This window comes from Nocardia sp. NBC_00511 (assembly GCF_045161165.1).
In the GTDB taxonomy this organism is placed as follows: Bacteria; Actinomycetota; Actinomycetes; order Mycobacteriales; family Mycobacteriaceae; genus Nocardia.
This window is the reverse complement of sequence record NZ_CP107849.1, coordinates 5,247,449-5,268,340: the sequence shown is the minus strand read 5'-3', so window position 1 is coordinate 5,268,340 and position 20,892 is coordinate 5,247,449. Positions and strand designations below refer to the sequence as shown.

The window sequence follows — 20,892 nt, the reverse complement described above, 5'->3', positions numbered from 1 at the left end:
GGTCGCGACGTCAGGAAGTGGAACCGAGAGCGTAGAGGTTGGTGCCGCGCCGTTCCAGCAGGGTGGTGCCGACCGCGGCCAGCGAAATGCCCTGGCCGTGATAGTCGCTGCGCGCCACCGGGATTCGCGAGGTCTGCGCACCGGTGGCGGGATCCAGCACGGCGACGCCGTCAGCTACCGGCACCAGCAGCTGACCCGACACCAGGGCCGGGGTGCCCAGCACCTTCGGGCTGCCCCACAGCGGGTCGAGGGTGGCGGCGTTGAGCGCGATCAGCGAGTCGCCGGTGAACACGAAGAACCCCGTCGACAGGTGGATGACCATCGCCTCGGCCGTGAACGGAGCCGAAAGCTGATGGGTGCCAACGAGATTGCCGTTGACGTCGTAGACCGTCAGCGCGGGCGGCGTGGTCGGCGTCCCGGGCAGGTAGAGGGCGATGCGGCTGTCGGCCACCGCCACCACGCGCGCGCCGTCCACCGCGCCGCCGGGCTCGTTGAGCACATGCGAGCTGTACTCCTCGGGCACGGTGCCGTCCTTGGGCGCCGGATTCAGGATCGAGAGCCGATCGGCATCGTCCTTGGGGCAGCGCTCCAGCACCGCCACCCGGGTGGGCGCGGACGCCGTCGAGAGCAGCTTGCAATCGGGGCGCGGCTGCGTGTGCGGGTTCACCGGGGCGTCGACGTACCCGTATTCCAGGGTGCGCACCAGATCCGACCGCCACACCTCCATCCGGTCGGGTCCCGTCGCCAGCATGTAGGTGCCGTCCGGCGACAGCGTCACCGTGTCGTCCATATAGCTGGAGCGGGCCGCGATCCGCGACCCGGATTCCGCGTTCAACAGCGTGGTCTGACTGCACCCGCGCTGATCGCGGTAGGTGGCGGTCACCGTCCCGAACTGCATGTCGGCCGCGCACAAAGGTATATCCCGCTGGTACTTCCACACCTGCGCGCCGGTCTTCGGATCGCGCCCGGACACGGTCCCGCCGTCCGCGGTGATGGCGACCCCGCCCACCGCCAGCGATCGCGTGGTCGCCCCGTCGGCGGCGCTCCACAACTCCTTGTAGGCGCTTGGCAGTGATTCCGGTGTGGTCGGCGACGCCAGGGTATGCGCGGCAGTCTGCGACTGGGTGCCGCGCACATCGCTGGTCAGCACCACCACGACCGTCACGATCGCCACCACAGCGGCGATCGCGACAGCGGTGAGTAGATCGGCGCGTGTCCGCCGCTCGGGTGCGAGCACGACAGCGAGACTAGCCGATCCGGCCCGCTACGCCGAGGCGGCAACCACGGCGGGACCGAAAACTCTGCCCTGCTGTCCCGGCGGCAGTCGCCGAGACAGCAGGGCAGAGCGTGGAGACCGGTTATGCCGAGGCGGCGACCGCTTCGGCGTCGACGTCGGCCTTGCGGCGGCGCGGACGCTTGACCGGAGCCTCCTCCGCCGCAACCGAAGTCGCGGCCTCACCGTTCGACTCGGTGGCGGCCTTGCGGGTACGGCTCACCGTCTTCTTCGGGGGAGTCGCCTCCGCCACGACCACCTCGGTCTCGACGACCTTGCGGGTCCGCTTGCGCGGGGCGGCCTTCGGCGCTTCGGCCTCGACAGCCTCGGTCGCTTCGGCGGTGACCTCGGCCGCGGCCGCCTTCTTGCGCGGCGCCCGCTTCTTCGGCGCTTCGGTCACTTCGGCGGCCTCGACGACCGGCTCGGCGACGGCCTTGCGGGTCCGCTTGGCCGGAGCCTTCTTCGCGGGCGCCTCGGCCGGAGCCTCGGCGGCGACAGTCGGTTCCGCGGCCTCGACTTCGGCGACCTTCGGCTTGCGGACGCGCTTGGCCGGGGCCTTCAGCACGGCTTCGGCAGGGGTGTCGGCCTCGGAAATGGTTGCGGCCGTACCGGATTCGGCGTCTGCCTCGACCGCTTTGGTGGTGCGACGGGTGCGCTTGGCGGGTGCGCTCGCTTCGACCCCGGCGACAACCTCGGTCGGTGCGACCGCGGTGTCCTCGGTCGCGGCGGTGGTACGACGGGTGCGCTTGCGCGCCACCGGCGCCTCGGCCTCGGCGGCGACGTGCGCGCCATTGCCGTTGCTCGCGACGACGTCAGCGGTGACCACGACATCGTTGTTCGCGACGACGGCGACCGCCGGTGCCTCGGCCGATGCCGAACTCTGCTCGGCGACAGCGCCGTTGCGTCCGCCCCGACGGGTGCGCTTGCGCCCACCTTCGTGACCGGCATCGTCGGTGACGACCGCGGCCGAATCGGCGGCAGCGCCGTTCGAGCTCTCGGCCGACTCGAGGCCCTCGGTCCCGGTGGCGGCGATCTCGACCTGGTTGCCGTTGCGCCCGCCGCGACGGTTGCGCTGGCGAGAGCGGCCGGAGCCGCTGCCGGAATCGGTCGCGTCGGCGTCCTGGGTGTCGGAATCCGTTGCGGTGCTGTGGTTCTCGCTGCCGTTCACCGGCGTGACGGCGTCCGCGCCACCCCGGCCGCGACGGCGGCGACGCTTGCGGCGACCGGACTTCTCGCCCTCGCCCTCGCTCGAATTCGGCTCGGCGGCAACGGTTTCGGTGACGACCGTCGAAACTTCGCCCTCGCCCTGCCCGCCGCGGGTGCGACGGCGGTTGCGATTGCGGGGGGCGCGGCGTTCGCGTTCCACCACGACCGCGTCGTCGTCCTCGCGGGCGGGGGTGTGCTTGCGGATGACGCCGGTGATGCCCTCGGGGATGCCGAGTTCCGCGTACAGGTGCGGGGAGCGCGAGTACGTTTCGACCGGTTCGGCCTTGCCGAGCTCGAGGGCCTTGTCGATGGAGGCCCAGCGGTGCAGCTCGTCCCAGTCGACCAGGGTGACGGCGACGCCGGTCTTGCCCGCCCGGCCGGTGCGGCCGATGCGGTGCACGTAGGTCTTCTCGTCCTCGGGGCACTGGTAGTTGACGACGTGGGTGACGTCGTCGATGTCGATGCCGCGGGCGGCCACGTCGGTGGCGACCAGCACGTCGATCTTGCCCTCGCGGAACTTCTTGAGCGCCTTCTCACGGGCGATCTGCCCCAGGTCGCCGTGTACCGCGCCGACGGCGAAGCCGCGTTCGGCCAGATCGTCGGCGACCTTCTGCGCGGTCCGCTTGGTGCGCGCGAAAATCATGGTGGCGCCGCGGGTTTCGGCCTGCAGAATGCGGGCGACCAGCTCGCTCTTGTCGAGCGCGTGCGCCCGGTACACGAACTGCTCGATGCGGTCGGTTACCGCGGACTCGTGATGCTCCTCGGCCCGAATGTGCGTGGGCCGGTTGAGGAACGTGCGGGCCAGGGTGATGATCGGGCCGGGCATGGTCGCCGAGAACAGCATGGTCTGGCGCTGATCGGGAACCATCCGCAGGATGCGCTCGATATCGGGCAGGAAGCCCAGGTCGAGCATTTCGTCGGCCTCGTCGAGCACCAGCACCTCGACCTTGCCGAGGATCAGATGCTGCTGTTCGGCCAGATCCAGCAGGCGGCCAGGGGTGCCGACGACCACGTCGATGCCGGAGCGCAGCGCTTCGATCTGCGACTCGTAGGGGCGGCCACCGTAGATCGAGGTGATGCGCACCTTGGTGCCGGTGGTGTCGTGCAGGTGCTTGCCGGCGTTCTCGAGGTCCGAGGTGACCTGCATGCAGAGTTCGCGGGTGGGCACGATGACCAGTGCGCGCGGGGTGCCGTCGAGGGCCTTGGTGCCGGAGGTGTCGCTGGCGATGCGGTGCAGCAGCGGCACGCCGAAGCCGAACGTCTTGCCCATGCCGGTGCGGGCCTGGCCGATGAGGTCCTCGCCGGCCAGCGCGAGCGGCAGGGTGAGTTCCTGGATCGCGAAGGTGCGTTCGATGCCGATTTCGGACAGTGCCCGCACGATCTGCGGGTTCACGTTCAATTCGGCGAAGGTGGGCGCGGTGTGGGTGTCGTCGAGTTCCGCGGTGAGCAGCGTGTCGGCCACACCGGGTTCCTGCTCAACAGTGATCTTGCTCAGGTTCTTGCCTTTCCTCGTTTATCGCGTCTCGCGCGCACGAGGCGTGGGGCGGACCCGGACGGCCCGCGACGACCACTTGATCCGGTTTCTCGCCGCTGCGGGATGCCTGTCCGGTGGATGGGCGTCGACCTGGCGCGGCGGTGCAGTGCTGCGGATCGGAGTGCGCGCACATTTTCCATGGACTACGGGCATCGAGCCCGGGTTCACGCGTGATCGGCAAACTCGTTCGGGCGAAATTTCCGCTGTCCGCGGAGATTGTAGCGTGATACGGGCTTCGCCCTGATTTCCGCCACCGCTAATAGCGTACGTTATTGCCCTGGTAGGTGCGCTTATCGGACGCGGGCGTACCGGTGTCGATCGGATTCGCATTGCCGTTAAGGATTGCGCCGCACGGGAATTCGTGTGTAGCGGTGAACCGTACTCGACGGTCCGCAGTTGAGTTGCTCACATGGGTGATACACCGTGTAGCACTATCTGTCACAGTGATCCCGTGAGCTTGGCAGACACCGTGACCCTCGCCGCGCGCAATGCGTGGGCCCTGACCTTCGGCGACGGCATCGCGGCGCCCGAACCGACACCGTCGACGGTACTGTCCGACGCCCCGCACCGCGAACTGCGCCGCTACGACGGCGCGAGCCCCGACGCGCCCGCCGTGCTGCTGGTGCCGCCGCTCGCGGCCCCGGCCTTCTGCTTCGATCTGCGCCCCGATCAGAGCCTGGCCCGCTTCCTGGTGGACAGCGGCCGCGCCCCCTATCTGGTCGACTACGGCGACATCACCTTCGAGGACCGCCGCATGGGCTTCGAGGACTGGATCGACGACATCCTGCCCGAGGCCGTCCGCCAGGTCTCCGCCGATCGTGGTGGCCGTCCGGTGGATCTGGTCGGCTGGTCGCTGGGTGGCGTGCTCGCCCTGCTGACCGCCGCCGCCGATCAGGCGCTGCCGATCCGCTCGGTGACCGCGGTCGGCGCGCCGCTGAGCTACGACCACATGCTCGGGGTGCGCGAACTGCGCGCGCTGGCCCGCATCGACGGCGGCCGCACCGCCACCACCGCGATCCGCGCGGTCGGCGGCGTGTCGGCGCGGCTGACCCGCGTCGCCTACCGCGCCACCGCGTGGGATCGGGAAATCAAGCGGCCCTACTTCATTGCCAGCAATCTCACGGATACCGCGACGCTTGCCCGAATGGAGACCATCGACCGGTTCCAGAATTCGCTGCCCGGTTATCCGGGGCGTTTCTACAACCAGCTGTGGGGCCGGTTCATGTTGAACAACGACATCGGCAAGGGCGTGGTGCACCTGGGCGCGCGCGAGATCGCGCTGGCCGACGTGACCGCCCCGGTGCTGTTGGTCGGCGGCCCGACCGACGTCATCACCCCGGCCGCCGCGGTGGAGCACGGACTGCGGACCCTCACCGGTTCCTCACAGGTTCGCTACGAGACCTCCGCCGGTTCTCACCTGGGCATTCTCACCGCGCGCGACACCACGTGGACCTACCTGGACAAGTTCCTGCGCGACCTCGCCTGACCACGCGAACGACTAGGGTGTGAGCCATGGGAGCACAGTCCACAGAGTCAGTCGCGCGCGCCGAGGCGTCCTCCGAAAACCTCATCGCCGGTGAGCATCCGGGGGTGACCGATCTGTTCGCGGTCCTCGCCTACGGTGAGATCTCCGCCTTCTATCGGTTGGCCGAGGAGGCCAAGCTGTCGCCGACGCTGCGCGGCAAGGTCGCGGTCGCGAAGATGGCCGCCAACGAGATGGACCACTTCGGCACCCTCGAACTGGCGCTGGCCGATCGTGGCGCCGACGTGTTCGACGCGATGGCCCCGTTCGTGCGGGCGCTGGACGCCTATCACGCCTCCACCGACCCCTCCACCTGGCTGGAGTCGATGGTCAAGTTCTACGTCGGTGACGGCATCGCCGCCGACTTCTACACCGAGATCGCCGGCGCCCTGGCTCCCGAGGTCGCCGACGTGGTGCGCGATGTGCTCGCCGAGACCAGCCACTCGGAGTTCGTCATCGAAGAGGTGCGAACCGCGGTGGCGCAGAACCGTTCCGAGCGCGACCGCCTCGCGCTGTGGGGTCGTCGCCTGCTGGGTGAGGCCATCACCCAGGCGCAGTACGTGATGGCGCAGCGCGACGAGCTCACCGAGCTGGTGCTCACCGCGACCGGTGATCTGAACGGCATCGCGACCCTGTTCGAGCACATGCAGAACAGCCATGCCGAGCGCATGCACGTCCTCGGCCTGAGCTGAGCGCCCGCTCCCATCGTCGGCCGGCAGGTGTTCGCTGACAGCGCAGGCGGTCCCCGTCGGGCGGTGTCGCGGCTCCACTAACCTGATCAAGACAGCACAGGACTCTAGGTTCGGAGGTTGGCCGTGGAGGTCAAGATCGGCATTTCGGATAGCCCGCGTGAGCTCGTCATCAACAGCTCGCAGACCCCCGCCGAGGTCGAGGCGCTGGTGACCGGTGCGCTCCAGGGTGATGGCGGCGTGGTTTCGCTGACCGACGAGAAGGGCCGCAAGTTCCTGATCCAGGCCAACAAGGTGGCGTACGTCGAGATCGGCGCCGCATCCTCGGGTCGCGTCGGCTTCGCCGCTGTGTGACTCAGGCTGCCCCGCTGCCTGACCGTACGAAAAAGATTGCCCCGCCGAGTAGCTCGGCGGGGCAATCTTTTTGGTCTTTATGTCTGGTTTGTCATTCCAGCGGATGCAGCGGCACGTGCGACAGTCCACCCCAGCAGAGCTGGACGGTGGTGTCGACGGCGTCGTCCTTGGTGATCGGGCGGTCGGCTTCGAGCCAGTAGCGGGCGCTGAGTTGGCTGGCGCCGACCAGGCCGACCGCGAGCACGCGGGCCCGGTAGGGGTCGAGTCCGGAGTCGTGTGCCACCAGGTCGAAGACGGCGTCGACGCAGGCCTCGGTGGCCTGTTCGACCCGGCGCTGCACCTGCGGCTCGTTGGTCAGATCGGATTCGAAAACCAGTCGGAAGCCCTGGGTTTCGTGATCGACGAAGTCGAAGTAGGCCTGCACCGCGGCGCGGACGCGCTGCTTGTTGTCGGTGGTGGAGCGCAGCGCCTGGCGCACGCTCGACACCAGGGCGTCGACGTAGTTCTGCAGGACGGCGAGGTAGAGCTCCAGCTTGCTCGAGAAGTGCTGGTAGAGCACGGGTTTGCTGACCCCGGCACAGTGAGAGATTTCGTCCATGCCCGAGGCGTGATAGCCACGTAGCACGAATACCTCGCTGGCCGCTGCGAGTAGCTGCGCGCGCCGCGCCTCGCGGGGCAGGCGGGTTCCGCGCTTGCTCGGCATGGCCTCGGAAGACATTCGTTGCGAAGTCATCCGGTCCACGAGGTCAGTCATTTCCTTTTCTCCCAGTTGATTCCCGGCGGGGAGGATGTCGACCGGGTATCCCATGGACGATACTCGCCCACTGGCCCGATGCCGATCCAGGTTCCGAATTCTGATGTGCTCGATGCTTCGATTATGCGAGCCCGATCACAACTGTGTAGCACATGTTCCGATTTGTGAGCTGTGCCGCTTTGGCGTGAGATATCTCGCAGCAATACGGACAGCTGCCACGGCCCGTGAGTGCTGTGCGCCGCACTGTGAGAGTCTGTCAGGCGTGACCGACCTTGGGGGCAGTAATTCCGGCGGACGCGATTCACGCCGCCCCGTGGCGGCCGATGGCCCGAAGGCCGCCGGAAGCACACGCCGGGGGAGACCGACCGGACCGGTTTACGATCCGCTCGGTCTGTACTCCGGCCCCACCACGCCACAAACCGGCCAGTCGGTATCTCCCGCTTCGGAATCGAGCGCGCTGGTGCCCGCCACCATCGTGACCGAGGATCCGATTCCCCTGCCGCACCAGCCATTACGTGCCCGCTGGGACCCCACCGCGCCGCCCGTCGACGCCAAGACCCGCCCGCGCCCGGACCGCGAAACCAAGAAGCAAAGCGCCCTGGGACGTTTCGTTTCCACCTATGGCTGGCGCGCCTACGCCCTGCCCGTGCTGCTGGTGATCACCGTGCTGGTCGGCGTCGACGCGCTGCGCCACACCGGCGGCGACGCCGCGGGCCTGCCCGGTTTCGGCCGTCTCAGCGAGCACAGTGACAAGCCCAGCGGCATCATCGGTGGCGCGCCCCGCGGCGACGGCAAGTTCGCCGAGAATCTGCCCACCGGAGCGGTTCCCGGCGGCGGCCCGTACACCGATACCGGTAAGGGAGTCTGGCACGTGGTGCCCGGCACCACCGCCCAGGTCGGCACCGGCAGCGAGCACGTCTTCAACTACACCGTCGAGATCGAGGACGGGATGGACACCGCGAGCCTCGGCGGCGACGACGCCATCGGCAAGATGATCGACGCCACCCTCGCCAATCCCAAGTCGTGGACCCATGATCCGCGCTTCGCGTTCCGCCGCGTCGACACCGGCAATCCGGACTTCCGCATCTCGCTCACCTCGCGCGACACCACGCGCAAGTCCTGCGGTTTCGAGATCCCGGTCGACTCCTCCTGCTACAACGCCGATCTCGACCGCGTGGTGCTCTCCGAGGTGCGCTGGGTGCGCGGCGCGCTGGCCTTCGAGGGCGACGTCGGTTCCTACCGGCAGTACCAGATCAACCACGAGGTCGGGCACGCCATCGGCTATCACGAGCATCAACCCTGCGAGACCGAGGGCGGCCTGGCCCCGGTGATGATGCAGCAGACCTTCGGCACCAGGAACAACGACATCGCCAAGCTGGATCCCGAGGGCGTGGTCCCGATGGACGGCAAGACCTGCCGCTTCAATCCCTGGCCGTACCCGCGGTCCTGAGCAGGGGCGCGCGGCCCGGAGATCAGCGGTTCCGGGGCCGCGCCTAGGCTTGGGAAGAACGCCCCGATCCGCGGTGTTGCAGCTATGGCCGCGCGAGTATCCGGCGAATTCTTACTGAGGAGTCTGCAAGTCGTGACCGCATCGCATCCCTCCCTGCCGCCCCTGGTGGAGCCGGCCGCGGAGCTGACCCGGGACGAGGTCGCCCGCTACAGCCGTCACCTGATCATTCCGGATCTCGGGATGGACGGGCAGAAACGTCTGAAGAACGCCCGAGTGCTGGTGATCGGCGCCGGTGGCCTGGGTTCGCCCGCCCTGCTGTATCTGGCCGCCGCCGGGGTCGGCACGCTCGGCATCGTGGAGTTCGACGAGGTCGACGCCTCGAACCTGCAGCGGCAGATCATTCACGGCGAGTCCGATATCGGCCGTTCCAAGGCGGACAGCGCCCGCGACTCGATTCTGGAGATCAATTCCGGAATCAACGTGGAGCTGCACAAGATTCGGCTCGAACCCGACAACGCCATCGAGCTTTTCCGTCAATACGACTTGATCGTCGACGGCACCGACAACTTCGCCACCCGCTACCTCGTCAACGACGCGGCGGTGCTGGCGGGCAAACCGTACGTGTGGGGTTCCATCTACCGCTTCGAGGGCCAGGTCTCGGTCTTCTGGGAGGACGCCCCCGACGGTCGCGGCATCAACTACCGCGATCTCTACCCGGAGGCCCCGCCGCCGGGCATGGTCCCGTCCTGCGCCGAGGGCGGCGTGCTGGGCGTGCTGTGCGCGTCCATCGGCTCGATCATGGTGACCGAGGCGATCAAGCTGCTGACCGGCATGGGCGACCCGCTGCTGGGCCGTCTCATGGTCTACGACGCACTGGACATGACCTACCGGACCATCAAGCTGCGCCGCGATCCCGCGCGCGAGCCGATCACCGAGCTCATCGACTACGACGCGTTCTGCGGCGTGGTGTCGGAGGAGGGTCAGGCCGCCGCGATCGGGTCCACCGTCACCGCGCGCGAGCTCAAGGAGATGCTCGACGCGGGCAAGGACGTCGCCATCATCGACGTGCGCGAACCGGTGGAATGGGACATCGTCCGCATCGAGGGCGCGACCCTGATTCCCAAGGACCGCATCCTGTCCGGCGAGGCACTGGCCGAACTGCCGCAGAACACGCCGATCGTGTTGCACTGCAAGACCGGTATCCGTTCCGCGGAAGCCCTCGCGGCGTTGAAGAACGCGGGCTTCTCCGATGCCACCCATCTCCAGGGCGGCATCATCGCCTGGGCCAACCAGGTGGATCCGTCACTGCCGGTGTACTGAGCTATCACGATCCGTGGGTGCGAGCTAACCGCGTCCACGGGTATCGATCGCGAATCGGGTTCGGGGCCAACAGCTCCGAACCCGCTGCTCAACCGCGTCAGCGAGGGCTACACCCGAGTTAATCCCGAGCGGTCGGTTGTCCGGCGCGGCATCCTGAATCGGACATGTTTACAGCGGTACGGTACGCGCGTGACCATGACAGCTGTGGAACCTCCCGAGCACGTGCGCTCGACGTTCGGGTTGCGCGAGGAATCTCCGGCTCCCCTGGGCAACTGGGACGGCGGCTGGCGTTGCGGCGACGTGGTGCTCAGTCCGGTCACCGATCACGCCCGGGCGGCCTGGTCGGCGAAAGTCCGTGAGACGCTGCGCATCGACGGTATTCGCCTGGCCCGTCCGGTGCGCGCCACCGACGGCCGCTACGTCGTCTCCGGCTGGCGTGCCGACACCTATCTGGAGGGTGTGCCCGAACCCCGCCACGACGAGGTGGTCTCGCTGTCGCTGCGCCTACATCAGGTGACCGTGCAATTGGAGAGACCGCGGTTCCTGGCCGCGCAGCCGGTGGCGCCGTGGGTGGACCAGGATGTCTTCGCGACCGCGGATCGCGCGGCGTGGGAAGCGGTTCCGCTGCGCACCCTCAAGATGGGCGGTCTGCTGCCGTCCACCTCGCCGGACGGCGATCGCAGCCTGGTGCTCATCACCCAGCTGTCCACCTTGCGCAAACCGGTGACCACACCGGCGCAGCTGGTGCACGGCGATCTGTTCGGAACCGTGCTGTTCTCAGGCGCTTTCGCGCCGGGCCTCACCGATATCACGCCCTACTGGCGGCCCGCGCCGTGGGCGGCGGCGGTCATCGTGGTGGACGCCCTGTCGTGGGGCGGCGCCGATGACGGCCTGCTGGAGCGCTGGCGGGATCTGCCCGAGTGGCCGCAGATGCTGGTGCGCGCGGTCATGTTCCGGCTCGCGGTGCACGCCCTGCACCCGCGTTCCACCCCCGAGGCGTTCCCGGGTCTGGCCCGCACCGCCGACATGATCCGGCTGCTGCTGTAGCCGCTCGACACGCGAAAACAACACCGCGCCGGGCGAATTCGCCCGGCGCGGTGCGTCTCCTGGAGGGAAGTCGTCAGACGTTGGCGTGTGCCAACGACGGCGCGCGCCCGACCGCGAACGAGCTGCGCAGGTAGAACCACCAGGTGAGCGCGCCCATCGCCAGATAGGCGACGCAGTAGCCCCAGAATGCCGGGTTCATCGAGTGGTAGTGCTCGTTGGACAGGCGCAGCGCCTGCTGCAGCACCCAGCCGCCCGCCGCGCCGACCGCGCCGATGACGCCGATCGCCGCGCCCGCCTGCCGTTTCGCCGAGATCAGCGCGTCGCCGATGTCCTGCCCGGTCTCCGCGGCGCGGCGCCGCGACTCGGCGGTGAAGATCATCGGGATCATCCGGTAGGTGGAGCCGTTGCCGATGCCGCTGCACACGAACAGCAGCAGGAACGAGATCAGGTAGAGCGGAAAGTTCTTGGCGGACAACGACGCCACGATCAGCGCGGTCGCGATCGCCATGCCGCCGAACACGTACAGCGTGATCTTCGCGCCGCTGAGTTTGTCGGAGATCCAGCCGCCGAACGGCCTGCTCATCGAACCCACGAGCGCGCCGAGGAAGGCCAGGTTGCCGAGCGTCCCCATCCAGCCGATCTTGGCCAGGCTCGGGAAGTTGGCCTTGAGCAGGGTCGGGAAGGCGAAGGAGAAGCCGATGAAGGAACCGAAGGTGCCGATGTAGAGGACGGCCATCACCCAGGTGTGCGGGTTGGCCAGGGCCCGCTTGTAGGACGTGCCATCGGATTTCGCGCCGGAGAGCGAATCCATGTACCGCAGGGCGCCGACGAGCGCGACGAGAATGAACGGAATCCACACCAGCACCGCCAGGGTGATGCCGAAGCGGTAGCCCGCGGCGTCCTTGGCCATGATGTGGGTGCCGAGGGTGATGATCAGCGGCACGAACAGCTGGGTCTGCGCGACGCCGAGATTGCCTCCGGCGGCGTTGATTCCGAGCGCGGCGCCCTTCTTGCCCTCGGGGAAGAAGAAGTTGATGTTGGCCATCGAGGAGGAGAAGTTGCCGCCGCCGATGCCGGCGATGGCGGCCAGCACCAGGAACACCCACATCGGGGTGCTGGGCTGGTTGATGAAGTACGCGAGTCCGAGGGTGGGCAGCAGCAGCATGGCCGCGCTGAACGCCGTGAAGGCGCGACCGCCGAAGCGCGGGACGGCGAAGGTGTAGGGCACCCGCAGGGCCGCGCCGACCAGGGTGGGGGTGGAGGTGAGCAGCAGCGCGTTGTTGATGGCGTCGGGATTGTTCTTGCCCAGGAAGGCGAATCCGGCCGATCCCATGGCGGTGACGACGCTGGCCCAGATCACCCAGATGCTGAATCCGAGGTTTTCGGCGAATACCGAGAAGATCAGATTTTTCCGGGCGGTCTGTTTTCCGCCGTTCTCCCAGAATTCATTGTTGTCGGGATCCCAATGGTGTATCCATCGTCCGCGTCGCTGATAGGTGATGGTCTTTTCGGGCGCTTCTACGGTGGCCATGCGCAGCTGTCCTCTCGGCTGATGCGACCGTCCTCATCGTCGGTTCCCGATGGTCGGGGAGCCGATGCGGTCGCGTCAACCGTACGAAGGGCTGTTTACGCGCGAATGTTTTCCAGTGACAGCGGCGGTAATTCGAGCTCACCTCGCGAGGATTCGCGCGGTGACGTTTCGGTTACTCGAAATTCTTGTCGAGGCTGCGGTATTCGGCCATCAGCGAGTTGAGGAAGCAGTTGGCCGTGCGGGCGGCTTCTTCCGGGTCGCCGGCGATGACCGCCTGCACCAGCGCGGCGTGTTCGTCGTGGTAGGTGTCGCCGTCCTTCTCCGAGCGGAATCGGATGCCGGCGGCGATGACGGGCAGCAGCGAATCGTAGAACTCCAGGTATACCGCGTTGTGGCTGGCGACCACGATGGCGCGGTGCAGTTGCACGTCGGCCTCGATGGCGGCGTCGAAGTCGGTGTCCCACAGCCGGGCTCGATCGCCGAGCAGTCGCTGCAGGGCGGCGATGTCGGTCTCGTCGCGGCGGGACGCGGCCAGTCTGGCGGCGGTGGTGTCGAGGGCCTGTCTCAGTTCCAGGACGTCGCGCTGCTGGGCGTCGGCGAAGTACTCGGTGAGCGTGCCGCCGAGGGTGGAGGTGGAGATCACGTAGGTCCCCGAGCCCTGTCTGCGTTCGAGCATGCCCGCGTGGACGAGGGCCTGCACCGCTTCGCGGACCGTATTACGGCCGGTACCGGTGAGTTCGGTGAGTTCGGGCTCGGTGGGGATACGTGAGCCGACGGCCCAACGGCCGGAACGGATTTCGGCACGAAGCTGCTCTGTCACCTGGGCGATGAGGCTCGTGCGCCGGACTGGTTGCACGCAGGACAGCGTACCCTGCCTCACATTCGTTGCATCACATCATGGGGTCATCCTATGATTTGCGGGTGACTGCGACGATTGATGCGATGAGCCCCGCGCGGGGCAGCACCCCGGCCCCATCTCCCAAGGTGGCCGTCCATCCCGCACCGTCCAAGCGCTCCCTGCTCGAGGGCCGCCTCCTGGTCCTCGCCGCGATCATCATGTCCGCGCTCACCCTGCGCGTCGCCGTCACCGCCTTCACCCCGCTGGCCGCCCGCATCGGCGACGACATCGGCTACTCCACCGCGGTCGTCGGCGTGTTCGGCATGCTGCCCACCGCCATGTTCGCCCTCGGCGGCATCCTCACCCCGATCTTCTCGCGCCGCCTCGGCCTGGAAATGACCGTCCTGGTCGCCATGCTGATGACCGGCCTCGGCTCGATCCTGCGGTCCCTGGTCCCCGACACCTGGCAGCTGCTGGTGTTCTCGGCACTGGCCCTGAGCGGCATGGGCATCGGCAACGTGGTGATCCCGCCGCTGGTGAAGCGCTACTTCTCCGACCGCCTGGCGGTGCTGAGCGCGGTCTACATCGTGATGGTGCAGCTGGGCACGGTGCTGCCCGCGTTGATCACGGTGCCGATCGCCGACGCGCACGGCTGGCGGATCTCGCTGGGCATGTGGGCCGCGCTGGCCTTCGCCGCCGCCCTGCCCTGGGTGGGCGTGCTGCGGGTGCGTCGTAACCACGCTCGCGTCGATGTCACCGAAATGCCTTCCGACGCAGTCGAATCCACCGGTAAGGTGTGGCGCTCCCCGCTGGCCTGGGGGATGGCCTTCATGTTCGGCATGACCTCGCTGATCACCTATTCGCTGTTCACCTGGATGCCGACGATCTTCGGTGACGCCGGTGCCAGCGCCTCCTTCGGCGGCAGCATGGTCGGCATCTTCGCGCTGGTCGGTCTGGTGGCGGCATTGAGCGCGCCGATCGTGGTGGGCCGCATCGCCAATCCGTTCCCGGTGGTGATCGGCTGTGCCGTGTTCTTCTTCATCGGTTTCGCGGGCCTGCTGTGGGCCCCGATGAGCGCGCCGCTGGTCTGGGTGATCGCCCTGGGCCTGGGTCCGTCGACCTTCCCGATGGCGCTGACCCTGATCAACCTGCGCACCCGCACCGGCGCCGGTTCGGCCGCCCTGTCCGGTTTCACCCAGGGCGTCGGTTACGCCGTGGCATGCACCGGCCCGCTGCTGTTCGGCGCGCTGCACACGATGACCGGAGGATGGCTGGCCCCGTTCGGCTTCCTGGTGGTGGCGGTGTTCGTGCTGCTGACCGGAGCCTGGCTGGCGTGCAAGCCGCAGATGCTCGAGGACACCTGGGGCTGATCTTCCCCGGGTGACGCCCGGAAAGATTTCACCGCTCGAGTTGCCGAGTCGTGAGGTAGTGCCCATGCTGTGTGGCAGGGCTCTCACCTCACGGCTCGTTTCTCGTTTTTCGGGCACAACGTGACGCGCGGAAACCGTTGTGTCATATGGCCGAAACATAGGGCTACTTCTCACGGCGCATTCGCCGCAAACGTGAGCAACCGTTGATTCAACGGCAATTTCGCGCAGCATCGGCGCAATACCGGTTTTCTACCTTTGGGTCATCCAGATTTCAGGAGGGCCCCCTTGTTGACAGCGCTGACCCGCACACACGACATCGAGCATTGGGATGCCGAGGACGTCGAGGCCTGGGAAGCCGGTGGTAAGGACGTCGCCCGCCGCAATCTGATCTGGTCGGTATTCGCCGAGCACGTCGGATTCTCGGTGTGGTCGATCTGGTCGGTCATGGTGCTGTTCATGCCGACCGACAAGTTCGGCATCGATCCGGCGGGCAAGTTCTTCCTGGGCGCGATGCCGACCCTGGTCGGCGGCTTCATGCGCATTCCGTACACGGTGCTGACCGCCAAGTTCGGCGGCCGCAACTGGACCATCGTGAGCGCGCTGCTGCTGCTGATCCCGACGCTGCTGACGCTGTACTTCATCAACCAGCCGGGCACCTCCTACACGACTTTCCTTGTCGTAGCGGCCTTCGCGGGCCTGGGCGGCGGCAACTTCTCCTCGTCGATGTCCAACATCAACGTCTTCTACCCGCAGCGCCTGAAGGGCTGGGCGCTGGGGATGAACGCGGGCGGCGGCAATATCGGCGTCCCGGTGGTGCAGCTGATCGGGCTCGCGGTCATCGCGACCCTGGGCAACGCCTACGGCAATGCCTCGGTGGTGTGCGCGGTGTACCTGGTGCTGATCGTGGCCGCGGCCATCGGTGCGGCCCTGTACATGGACAACGTCAAGAACCAGAAGGCCGACCTGTCCTACATGCTGACGGCGCTGAAGGTGCCGCAGTCCTGGGCGATCGCGTTCCTCTACATCGGCACCTTCGGTTCGTTCATCGGCTACAGCTTCGCCTTCGGTCAGGTGCTGCAGATCAGCTTCAAGGCGGGCGGCGCGAGCGTCGCCGCGGCCACCCTGCACGCCGCGCAGATCGCCTTCATCGGCCCGCTGCTGGGTTCGCTGGCCCGCCCGTACGGCGGCAAGTGGGCCGACCGCATCGGCGGCAGCCGGGTCACCCTCTACACCTTCACCGCGATGACGGCCGCGGCCGTGCTGGTGGCGGTGGCCAGCACCATGGGCGATCACGCGGGCCACCCCAAGGGCGGGGTGCTGGTGGCGCTGATCATCGGTTTCACCGCGCTGTTCGTCATCTCGGGTTTCGGCAACGGCGCCGTCACCAAGATCATCCCGTCGGTGTTCGACGCGAAATCCCGCAGCCTGGAAGGTGATTCGGCGTCCCGGGCGGCCTGGGCCCGCAACACCTCCGGCGCGCTGATCGGTTTCGTCGGCGCGATCGGCGCCCTCGGCGGCGTCGGCATCAACCTGGTGCTGCGCTCCTCCTACGCCTCCACCAAATCCGCGACCACCGCCTTCTGGGTCTTCATGGCCTTCTACGTGGTGTGCGGCCTGGTCTGCTGGGCGGTCTTCATGCGCCGCCCGAGCGCCCGCGCGCTCACCCCCGAATCCACCGACTCCACCGTTGTGGTCGAGGCCGAAGCCGTCGTTCTCGAGGCTGAGTCCGGTTCTGCCGCAACCGTTTCCCCGTCCACCTCCTCGGCCCGAGTCTGACTCGGCCGACCGCGAAAGGGACCGTCATGACCCAGAGCACCGCACGCAAGACCGCTGTCGTCATCGGCCACGGCATGGTCGGCCACCGCTTCGTGGAGGCCCTGCGCTCCCGCGACGAGGCCGGGACCTGGCAGGTCGTGGTCCTCAGCGAGGAGCGGATGGCCGCCTACGACCGGGTCGGCCTGTCGTCCTACGTGGGCGTCTGGGAAGCCCAGCACCTGGCGCTGCCCGGCAACGAGTACGCCGGTGACACCCTGGTGGACCTGCGCCTCGGCGTCCGCGCCGACGCGATCGACCGCACCGCCCGCAAGGTCACCACCTCCGCCGGCGACGTGATCGGTTACGACGCACTGGTTCTCGCGACCGGTTCCTACGCTTTCGTCCCGCCGGTGCCCGGCCACGACGTCGAGGGTTGCTTCGTCTACCGCACCCTCGACGACCTGGACGGCATCCGCGCCGCCGCCGAGGCGGCCGGTCCGGCCGCGGTCGGTGTGGTGGTCGGCGGTGGTCTGCTGGGCTTGGAGGCCGCCAACGCGCTGCGCCTGCTGGGCATGACCCCGCACGTGGTCGAGTTCAACAAGTGGCTGATGCCCGCTCAGATCGACGAGGGCGGCGGCGCGATCCTGGAGACCCTGGTCACCGAGCTGGGCCTGGTGGTCCACACCGGCGTCGGCACCTCCAGCATCGAAACCGTCGAGGACGCCCCGCTGGCCGAGCGCCTCAAGGTCACCTTCTCCGACGAGTCCGAATTGCGTTCGGCCATCGTGGTTTTCGCGGCCGGTGTGCGTCCTCGTGACGAGATCGCCCGGACCGCCGGACTGGAGGTCGGCGCCCGTGGCGGCATCATGACCGACCTGGCCCTGCGCACCTCCGACCCGGACATCTATGCGATCGGTGAGGTCGCCGCGATCGAGGGTGTCTGCTACGGCCTGGTCGCTCCCGGCTACAACACCGCCGAAGTCGTCGCGGACCGTCTGCTCGGCGGCGAGGGCGAATTCCCCGGCGCGGACCTGTCCACCAAGCTCAAGTTGCTCGGTGTGGACGTCGCCTCTTTCGGTGACGCACACGCTCGCACCGAAGGCGCGCTGTCGGTGGTGTTGCACGATGCCGCGAAGGGCACCTACGCGAAACTCGTTGTCTCCGATGACGCCAAGACCCTGCTCGGCGGTGTCCTCGTCGGTGACGCCACCCAGTACTCGGCGTTGCGCCCGCTCGTCGGTCGCCCGCTGCCCGCCGACCCGGCCGCGCTGATTTCCCCGGCCGGCGCCGAACTCGGTGCCGACGCGTTGCCGGACGACGCGCAGATCTGCTCGTGCAACAACGTCACCAAGGGCGCGATCTGCGGCGCGATCGCCGACGGCGCCTGCGATGTGCCCGCCATCAAGAGCTGCACCAACGCCGGAACCTCCTGCGGCGGTTGCGTTCCCATGCTCAAGAAACTGCTCGAGCAGTCCGGTGTCGCGGTCTCCAAGTCGCTGTGTGAGCACTTCACGCAGTCGCGTGCCGAGCTGTTCCACATCGTGCAGTCCACCGGCATCCGCACCTTCTCGGCGTTGATCACCAAGTACGGCAAGGGAACCGGCTGCGACATCTGCAAGCCGACCGTCGCCTCCATCCTCGCGTCCACCTCGAGCGATCACATCCTCGACGGCGAACAAGCCGCGTTGCAGGACACCAACGATCACTTCCTGGCGAACTTGCAGAAGAACGGCACCTACTCGGTGGTGCCGCGCATGCCCGGCGGCGAGGTCACCGCCGATCAGCTGATCACCATCGGCCAGATCGCCAAGGACTTCGGCCTCTACGTCAAGGTCACCGGCGGCCAGCGCATCGATCTCTTCGGTGCCCGCGTCGAGCAGCTCCCACTGATCTGGCAGCGCCTCGTAGACGTCGGCATGGAATCCGGCCACGCCTACGGCAAGTCACTGCGCACCGTGAAGTCCTGTGTCGGTTCGACCTGGTGCCGCTACGGCCAGCAGGACTCGGTCGGCATGGCCGTTCTGCTCGAGAAGCGCTACCGCGGCCTGCGTTCCCCCCACAAGCTCAAGCTCGCCGTCTCCGGCTGCGCCCGCGAATGCGCCGAAGCCCGCGGCAAGGACGTCGGCGTCATCGCCACCGAGAACGGCTGGAACCTCTACGTCGGCGGCAACGGCGGCCTGACCCCCAAGCACGCGGTGCTGCTGGCCGGTGAGCTCGACGACGAGACCCTGATCAGCTACATCGACCGCTACCTGATGTTCTACATCCGCACCGCCGACCGTCTGCAGCGCACCGCCCCCTGGCAGGAGGCTCTCGAAGGCGGCCTGGACTACCTGAAGGCCGTCGTCTGCGACGACAGTCTCGGCATCGCCGACGAGCTGGAGGCCGCGATGGCCAAGCACGTCGAGGGCTACAAGGACGAGTGGGCCGCGGTGCTCGAGGACGAGGGCAAGCTCTCGCGCTTCGTGTCCTTCGTCAACGCCCCCGAGGAGGCGGACCCGACCATCTCCTTCGACGACAGCGGTGAGCGCAAGGTCCCGGTGCTGCTCGGCATTCCGGAGATCAAGGCCACAGAGTCCGCCACGCACGGGAAATGACTGCTTAACGACTTGGAAACAGGGCGTCGGTACCAATAGGTAAGGCGTTCGGAGGAGAGTACCGATGACCGTGATCGACACACCCGGCACCGCAGTCGCGACCCTTTCGGGTTGGACCCAGGCCTGCCGACTTGACTACCTGATTCCCGGCCGCGGCGTGGCGGTCCTGTTGAAGAGCGGCCGCCAGGCGGCGCTGTTCCGTACCGATGACGGCACCTTGTTCGCCGTCGGCAATATCGACCCGTTCGGCCGGGCCGCGGTGATGTCGCGCGGCATCGTCGGTGATCGCGGCGGTCTGCCGGTGGTGGCGTCGCCGCTGCTGAAGCAGGCGTTCTCGCTGATCGACGGCCGCTGCCTGGACGACGACTCCATGGTGCTGCCGGTGTACGCGGTCCGCGTCGAGGACGGCGTGGTCGCGGTGTCCAACGACCCCCTGGTGTTCCCCGGTGGTACCGCATGACAGAGGTCGACGCCGGCACCCCGCTGGCCGGATTCACCGTCGGGATCACGGCTGCCCGCCGGGCCGACGAGCTCGGTACCCTGCTGGCCCGTCGCGGTGCGAATATCGTTGCCGCCCCGGCCATCCGGATCATTCCCCTGGCCGACGACACCGAGCTGGAGCGGGTGACGCGACAGCTGGTCGCCGATCCGCCGCAGCTCACCGTGGCCACCACCGGCATCGGTTTCCGCGGCTGGATGGAGGCCGCCGAGGGCTGGGGTCTGGCCGAGGAACTGCGCGCCACCCTCTCGTCCACCCGCATGCTGGCCCGCGGCCCGAAGGCCAAGGGCGCGATCCGCGCTGCCGAGCTGCGCGAAGAGTGGTCTCCCGCTTCGGAATCCAGTGCCGAGGTGCTCGATCACCTGTTAGCGGAGGGTGTCGAAGGTGTCCGGATCGCCGTGCAACTGCACGGCGCGACCACCGAGTGGGAGCCGGTCCCCGACTTCTGCGAGGTATTGCGCTGCGCCGGAGCCGATGTGGTTCCGGTCCCCGTCTACCGGTGGATTCCGCCGGAGGACCGCACCCCCATGGACCGCCTGATCGAGGGCATCGTCACCGCCGGACTGGACTGTGTGACCTTCACCAGCGCCCCCGCCGTGGCCTCACTGTTGATGCGCGCCAAGGAAACCGGCCTGCTGGAGGCCGTGCTGCACGCCTTCCGCACCCGCGTGCTCCCGGCCTGCGTCGGCCCGATCACCGCCGCACCCCTGGAAGAACTGGGCGTGCCGACCTCGATGCCCGGCCGCGCCCGCCTGGGCGCCCTGGCCCGCCACGTGGCGGAGGAACTTCCCCGGCGCGCCAACCGAATTCAGGCCGCCGGTCACATTCTGAGCGTGCGCGGCGCTTGCGTCGTCGTCGACGGTCAGGTCCGTCAGCTGGCCCCCGCCCCCATGGCCCTGATGCGTTCACTGGCCCGCCAGCCCGGCCGCGTCGTCTCCCGCGAGGATCTCCTGGCCGCCCTGCCCGGTGGTGGCGACGACACCCACGCCGTGGAAACCGCGATCGCCCGCCTGCGCGCGGGCCTCGGCACCCCGAAGGCCATCCAAACCGTCGTCAAGCGCGGCTACCGCCTGGCCTTGGACCCCGCCGAGTGCACCGACAACTCCCACCCCGAACCCCCGATTCCGGCTGCGCGCCAGCCGATTCCGGCCCG

At 68.0% G+C, this 20,892-nt stretch carries 14 protein-coding genes and 2 pseudogenes; 11 read left to right on the top strand and 5 right to left on the bottom strand.

Features of this window, described 5'->3' with window-relative positions; all coding sequences use genetic code 11:
• Nucleotides 1-10 precede the first annotated feature (10 nt).
• Both OG300_RS24730 and OG300_RS24725 read right to left on the bottom strand, forming a co-directional pair.
• Nucleotides 11-1,237: a hypothetical protein gene (locus OG300_RS24730; RefSeq protein ID WP_405485414.1), complete on the bottom strand. Its 1,227-nt coding sequence runs from the start codon at nt 1,235-1,237 to the stop codon at nt 11-13.
• 1,198 nt (nt 1,238-2,435) lie between these two features.
• Nucleotides 2,436-3,941 (bottom strand): annotated as a pseudogene (locus tag OG300_RS24725) (DEAD/DEAH box helicase); the annotation flags it as partial.
• A gap of 523 nt (nt 3,942-4,464) precedes the next feature.
• Between OG300_RS24725 and OG300_RS24720 the strand changes: the two are divergent.
• The 3 genes from OG300_RS24720 (at nt 4,465) to OG300_RS24710 (ending at nt 6,578) form a co-directional block, all read left to right on the top strand.
• Nucleotides 4,465-5,499, top strand: coding sequence for an alpha/beta fold hydrolase (locus tag OG300_RS24720; protein ID WP_405485412.1), 1,035 nt, complete (start codon nt 4,465-4,467; stop codon nt 5,497-5,499).
• Nucleotides 5,500-5,525: 26 nt separating this feature from the next.
• Nucleotides 5,526-6,227, top strand: coding sequence for a ferritin-like fold-containing protein (locus OG300_RS24715; protein ID WP_405485410.1), 702 nt, complete (start codon nt 5,526-5,528; stop codon nt 6,225-6,227).
• Between the two features lie 123 nt (nt 6,228-6,350).
• Nucleotides 6,351-6,578, top strand: coding sequence for a DUF3107 domain-containing protein (locus tag OG300_RS24710; RefSeq protein ID WP_405485408.1), 228 nt, complete (start codon nt 6,351-6,353; stop codon nt 6,576-6,578).
• A 91-nt stretch (nt 6,579-6,669) separates the two neighbouring features.
• Here the strand turns inward: OG300_RS24710 and OG300_RS24705 are convergent, their stop codons facing one another.
• On the bottom strand, nt 6,670-7,332 hold the full coding sequence (locus OG300_RS24705) for a TetR/AcrR family transcriptional regulator (RefSeq protein ID WP_405485406.1): 663 nt from the start codon (nt 7,330-7,332) through the stop codon (nt 6,670-6,672).
• A gap of 262 nt (nt 7,333-7,594) precedes the next feature.
• Between OG300_RS24705 and OG300_RS24700 the strand changes: the two genes are divergently transcribed.
• The 3 genes from OG300_RS24700 (at nt 7,595) to OG300_RS24690 (ending at nt 11,149) form a co-directional block, all read left to right on the top strand.
• Nucleotides 7,595-8,782 carry a DUF3152 domain-containing protein gene (locus OG300_RS24700; protein WP_405485404.1) on the top strand — a complete coding sequence of 396 codons (1,188 nt, stop codon included), beginning with the start codon at nt 7,595-7,597 and terminating at the stop codon, nt 8,780-8,782.
• Between the two features lie 84 nt (nt 8,783-8,866).
• On the top strand, nt 8,867-10,102 hold the full coding sequence (moeZ, locus tag OG300_RS24695) for an adenylyltransferase/sulfurtransferase MoeZ (protein ID WP_405485402.1): 1,236 nt from the start codon (nt 8,867-8,869) through the stop codon (nt 10,100-10,102).
• A 195-nt stretch (nt 10,103-10,297) separates the two neighbouring features.
• Entirely contained in the window at nt 10,298-11,149 is an 852-nt protein-coding gene (locus OG300_RS24690) for a TIGR02569 family protein (protein WP_405498654.1), read from the top strand.
• A gap of 73 nt (nt 11,150-11,222) precedes the next feature.
• Here the strand turns inward: OG300_RS24690 and OG300_RS24685 are convergent, their stop codons facing one another.
• Nucleotides 11,223-12,680 carry an MFS transporter gene (locus OG300_RS24685; protein ID WP_405485400.1) on the bottom strand — a complete coding sequence of 486 codons (1,458 nt, stop codon included), beginning with the start codon at nt 12,678-12,680 and terminating at the stop codon, nt 11,223-11,225.
• A 172-nt stretch (nt 12,681-12,852) separates the two neighbouring features.
• Nucleotides 12,853-13,536 (bottom strand): FadR/GntR family transcriptional regulator, encoded by a 684-nt coding sequence (locus OG300_RS24680; protein WP_405485398.1) that lies wholly within the window; start codon nt 13,534-13,536, stop codon nt 12,853-12,855.
• Between the two features lie 200 nt (nt 13,537-13,736).
• On the opposite strand from OG300_RS24680, the gene OG300_RS24675 reads away from it, so the two are divergent.
• The 5 genes and pseudogenes from OG300_RS24675 to OG300_RS24655 all read left to right on the top strand — a co-directional run.
• Nucleotides 13,737-14,888 carry an MFS transporter gene (locus tag OG300_RS24675; RefSeq protein WP_405498653.1) on the top strand — a complete coding sequence of 384 codons (1,152 nt, stop codon included), beginning with the start codon at nt 13,737-13,739 and terminating at the stop codon, nt 14,886-14,888.
• Between the two features lie 285 nt (nt 14,889-15,173).
• Nucleotides 15,174-16,664 carry a nitrate/nitrite transporter gene (locus OG300_RS24670; RefSeq protein ID WP_405485396.1) on the top strand — a complete coding sequence of 497 codons (1,491 nt, stop codon included), beginning with the start codon at nt 15,174-15,176 and terminating at the stop codon, nt 16,662-16,664.
• 26 nt (nt 16,665-16,690) lie between these two features.
• Nucleotides 16,691-19,240, top strand: a complete 2,550-nt coding sequence (nirB, locus tag OG300_RS24665; RefSeq protein ID WP_405485394.1) for a nitrite reductase large subunit NirB — start codon at nt 16,691-16,693, stop codon at nt 19,238-19,240.
• A gap of 64 nt (nt 19,241-19,304) precedes the next feature.
• Nucleotides 19,305-19,700, top strand: coding sequence for a nitrite reductase small subunit NirD (nirD, locus tag OG300_RS24660; RefSeq protein ID WP_405485392.1), 396 nt, complete (start codon nt 19,305-19,307; stop codon nt 19,698-19,700).
• Nucleotides 19,697-20,842 (top strand): annotated as a pseudogene (locus OG300_RS24655) (uroporphyrinogen-III synthase); the annotation flags it as partial. The gene nirD and the pseudogene OG300_RS24655, both read left to right, overlap by 4 nt.
• Nucleotides 20,843-20,892 lie beyond the last annotated feature (50 nt).